6 protein-coding genes are annotated in these 4,042 nt (G+C 64.3%); 4 read left to right on the top strand and 2 right to left on the bottom strand.

The window, feature by feature from the left end:
* Positions 1-6: 6 nt before the first annotated feature.
* Complete coding sequence (lptB, locus tag KMAL_RS16230) at positions 7-750, top strand: LPS export ABC transporter ATP-binding protein (RefSeq protein ID WP_110096501.1); 744 nt, start codon at positions 7-9, stop codon at positions 748-750.
* A gap of 273 nt (positions 751-1,023) precedes the next feature.
* A complete protein-coding gene (gene hpf / locus KMAL_RS16225; RefSeq protein ID WP_110096500.1) occupies positions 1,024-1,665 on the top strand; it encodes a ribosome hibernation-promoting factor, HPF/YfiA family in 642 nt (213 codons plus the stop codon).
* A gap of 61 nt (positions 1,666-1,726) precedes the next feature.
* Here the strand turns inward: hpf and KMAL_RS16220 are convergent, their stop codons facing one another.
* Both KMAL_RS16220 and KMAL_RS16215 read right to left on the bottom strand, forming a co-directional pair.
* Positions 1,727-1,996: a DUF1150 family protein gene (locus KMAL_RS16220; RefSeq protein ID WP_167400019.1), complete on the bottom strand. Its 270-nt coding sequence runs from the start codon at positions 1,994-1,996 to the stop codon at positions 1,727-1,729.
* An 86-nt stretch (positions 1,997-2,082) separates the two neighbouring features.
* On the bottom strand, positions 2,083-2,550 hold the full coding sequence (locus KMAL_RS16215) for an Hsp20 family protein (RefSeq protein WP_180999862.1): 468 nt from the start codon (positions 2,548-2,550) through the stop codon (positions 2,083-2,085).
* Between the two features lie 258 nt (positions 2,551-2,808).
* Here KMAL_RS16215 and def point away from each other — a divergent pair, with 258 nt between their 5' ends.
* Together def and KMAL_RS16205 are read left to right on the top strand one after the other, a co-directional pair.
* Complete coding sequence (gene def, locus KMAL_RS16210) at positions 2,809-3,351, top strand: peptide deformylase (RefSeq protein ID WP_110096497.1); 543 nt, start codon at positions 2,809-2,811, stop codon at positions 3,349-3,351.
* Between the two features lie 138 nt (positions 3,352-3,489).
* A partial coding sequence (locus KMAL_RS16205; protein ID WP_275403680.1) for a methionyl-tRNA formyltransferase occupies positions 3,490-4,042 on the top strand: 553 nt, incomplete at its 3' end.

The raw sequence follows: 4,042 nt of genomic DNA, 5'->3' as shown, positions 1-4,042 counted from the left end.
GCCCCCATCCCTGCGGACATCACCCCGAACGGGGGCCTGATCGCCAGCGGCATCGGCAAGAGCTATCGCAAGCGTTCGGTCGTGCGCGACGTCTCGCTCCAGGTGCAGCGCGGCGAGGCGGTGGGCCTGCTCGGCCCCAATGGCGCGGGCAAGACCACCAGCTTCTACATGATCGTGGGGCTGGTGCGTCCCGACATCGGCACCATCACGCTCGACGGGGCGGATATCACGCAACTGCCGATGTATCGCCGCGCGCGCATGGGGATCGGCTACCTGCCGCAGGAATCGAGCATCTTTCGCGGCCTGAACGTCGAACAGAACATCATGGCGGCGCTGGAAATCGTCGAACCCGACGCGGACCGGCGGCAGACGATGCTGGACGGGCTGCTGGGGGAATTCGGGATCACGCGGCTCCGCCACTCCCCCTCGCTCGCGCTGTCGGGGGGGGAGCGGCGGCGCCTGGAAATCGCGCGCGCACTGGCCAGCCAGCCGCATTACATCCTGCTTGACGAACCGCTGGCGGGCATCGACCCCATCGCGGTGGGCGAAATCCGCGACCTTGTCGCCCACCTGAAGGATCGCGGCATCGGCGTGCTGATCACCGACCATAACGTGCGCGAGACGCTGGAGGTGATCGACCGCGCCTATATCATGCACAGCGGACAGGTCCTGACCGAAGGCCGGCCGGAGGAAATCGTCGCCAACGAGGATGTGCGCCGCGTTTATCTGGGTGAAAAGTTTACACTTTAGTTACAGCGGGTTGTGGACCGGGCGGCGGGTTGCATCGAAAATCGTGCCGTCTTGCATGCAAAGAAGGAATGGACAGGACCGCCCCGGACATGTCTGATGGTGTTTCCGGCCCTGCCCACGGGATGGGCCGGAACTGGTGCAACAGAGTGAACCTGAAGCCAGGGCAGGCCGTGCATGCGGAGCGGGGATTTTCATACCTGATACGATAGATGGCCCATCGCTTTTTCCGTCACTGCACATGGCTCCCTTGGCGAAAACAAGGAGTGGTCCCTTATGCACATCAGCGTTGCTGGCAAGCAGATCGACCTGTCTGACGCCCTGAAATACCGCGTGACCGATCATCTGGACCGCATTTCGGAAAAATACTTCGGACAGGCGATGGAAGCCCGCGTCACCTTCAGCCGGGCGCGTTCGTTCTTTACCTGCGACATCAACCTCCATGCCTCCCGCGGGCTGACCCTGCGTGGCGAAGGCGAAGCCGCGGATGCCCATGGGGCATTCGATGACGCCGCCGAACATATCGCCAAGCGCCTGCGCCGTTATCACCGCAAGGCCACCAACCACGGCCACCTGCGTTCACGGACCACGCCAACGGAAAAGGGACGCAGCTATGTCCTGCGGCCCGGCGGCGACATGCCCGCGCGTGAGGAAACACGGCAGGCCGCCACCAATGACGGCCTGGACGAGGATACGGACCCGGCCATAGCGGGGGCCGGTCCCTATGCCACGATCATCGCCGAACGCCCGACCGACATCGCGACGCTGAGCGTGGGTGAGGCTGTCATGCGACTCGACCTTGCCGATACGAAACTGCTGATGTTCCGCAACAGCTGCAGCGAAGAGATCAACGTCATCTACCGCCGTGATGACGGCAATATCGGCTGGCTTGACCCCACAGGCCGCGCCGGGGCGTAAAAAAAGGGCCGCTCCGTCAGCAGACGGGGCGGCCAGGCCACGGTTGATTATGGCGCCGGGGTCAGTGGACCAGCGCCGGCACCATTTCATGTTCCAGCACGGCGGTGATCGCCATGTCGCGGTCCGGTGTCAGGGCCATGGGCGTCCCGTCGGCGGCATGGATGGCGAACGCCTCCTCCCCGTCGACCACGACCTCCTTGATATAGGCCACATATTCCATTCCCAGCGCACGCATCTGGCTGTCGCTCAGTGTATGCACATCCATCGGCAGGCTGTTGCCCGTATCACACGGCACCAGCCGTCCGTTGCGGAGTGTTGTTCTCAATTGCATGCCCTCCAGCAGCCGGAAAATGCTCCCGCCAGGGAGACTTCTTTTCCGCATTCACATGATAACGGGGATGGGCGGCATTCATCCCCTCATTCGTCATCGATGACCCTGACGACATGCTGCTTGCGCATGCCGGGCACATCGACGACCGGCGCCGCGCGATCGCGGATCGACGGGCCTTTCGCGATCTCGATCTTGCGCACGCGCACTTCGGGCTGGGGCCGGTGCAGTTCTATGTGCAGCAGGCCATTATCCATCCATGCACCGCCGATCTCGATTCCCTCGGCCATGACAAAGGCCTTCTGGAACTGCCGCGCGGCGATGCCACGATGCAGGAACACGCGTCCCTGCCCGTCATCACCCTGCCGCCCACGGATGACCAACTGGTTGTCTTCCTGCGTGATGTGCAGGTCTTCCATCATGAAACCCGCCACCGCCAGCGTGATGCGCAGGGTCGTGGGGCTGACCTGCTCTATATTGTATGGCGGATACCCGTCCGAAGCGTTCTTCGACGCCCGTTCAAGCATCTGTTCCAGATGATCAAAACCAAGAAACATGGGGGATCCGAACACTCTTCCCGACACTCAGGCCTCCTCAATTCCAGAGCGAGACGACAATCAGGGGTGGACCCGTCATGGCATCCACCCTGCCTGACGATATGGGACATCCGCGCCCCCGCGCAAGGGAACTGTCCCCCTGCGGCCACAGGCGCGGACAAAAGCGACGGGTCAAAAAATGGGCAGACGCGGTAAAAACACGCCCCCGGACGCACGGAACCACTGGCATCCGGGGCGCAGGATCGCTAAATCGCGAACATGATAGATCAAGATGTCATTGCAACGGCCACGCCGATGCCGATCCTTGTCGCCCCGCAGGCGATCCTCCGTCAGAAAACGCGTCTTGTCCGCCCCGAGGACACCGCCGAACTGCGCGAAGCCATCCCGCGCATGTTCGCCGCGATGTACAAGGCCCCCGGCATCGGCCTTGCGGCGCCGCAGGTGGGGCTTGGCCTGCGCTTTGCCATCGTCGATGTGGCGGACAAGGACGAGGCGCGCAATCCCATGGTGCTGATCAACCCCGACATCATCGCCGAAACCGAGACCATGTCCATCCGCGAGGAAGGCTGCCTGTCGCTGCCCAACCAGTATGCCGAGGTCGCCCGCCCCGAAAGCGTGCGCGTGCGTTACCAGGACCTGGAGGGCAAGCGCCACGAGATCGAGGTCGATGGCCTGCTCGCCACCTGCATCCAGCACGAGATCGACCATCTGGAGGGCATCCTGTTTGTCGATCACCTCTCCGCGCTCAAGCGCAACATGATCATGCGCCGCCTTGCCAAGGAACAGCGCCTCAAGCACTGATGATCCCGAAGGCCGCCGCAATGTCCACGCCCCGGTGACGTGACACGCGGCAGCCCATTCCCGTGACTTCTGCGCGCCCCTGCCACCGGCCTGCCGCTGGCATCGCCCGGCGCGCCTTTCCCCCGATGGACCGACATCATGCGCCTTGCCTTCATGGGAACACCCGACTTTGCCGTACCGGCGCTTCAGGCCCTGCACGCCGCCGGGCATGAGATCGTCGTGGCCTATACGCAGCCGCCCCGCCCCGCAGGCCGGGGCAAGGCGCTGCGCCCGTCGCCCGTGCAGGTCGCGGCGCAGGAACTGGGGATCGAGGTGCGCACGCCGCTGTCGCTGCGTCGCAACACGGCGGAACACGCGCATTTCGCGGCACTGAAGCTCGACGTGGCGGTGGTCGCGGCCTATGGGCTGATCCTGCCGGTCGCCATGCTCGACGCGCCCGCGCACGGGTGCCTGAACATCCATGCCAGCCTACTGCCGCGCTGGCGTGGGGCTGCCCCGATACAGGCGGCGATCCTGGCGGGGGACAGCGAAAGCGGCGTGACCATCATGCAGATGGATGCGGGCCTCGATACCGGCGCGATGCTGGTGGAAGGCCGCGTCGCCCTGACGCCACGCACCACGGCAACCACGCTGCATGACGACCTTGCCGCCATGGGCGCGGGCCTGATTGTCGAGACCCTGCGCGATATCC

The organism is Novacetimonas maltaceti (genome assembly GCF_002906255.1).
Classification (GTDB): domain Bacteria; phylum Pseudomonadota; class Alphaproteobacteria; order Acetobacterales; family Acetobacteraceae; genus Novacetimonas; species Novacetimonas maltaceti.
This window is presented reverse-complemented; position numbering and strand designations above follow the sequence as displayed.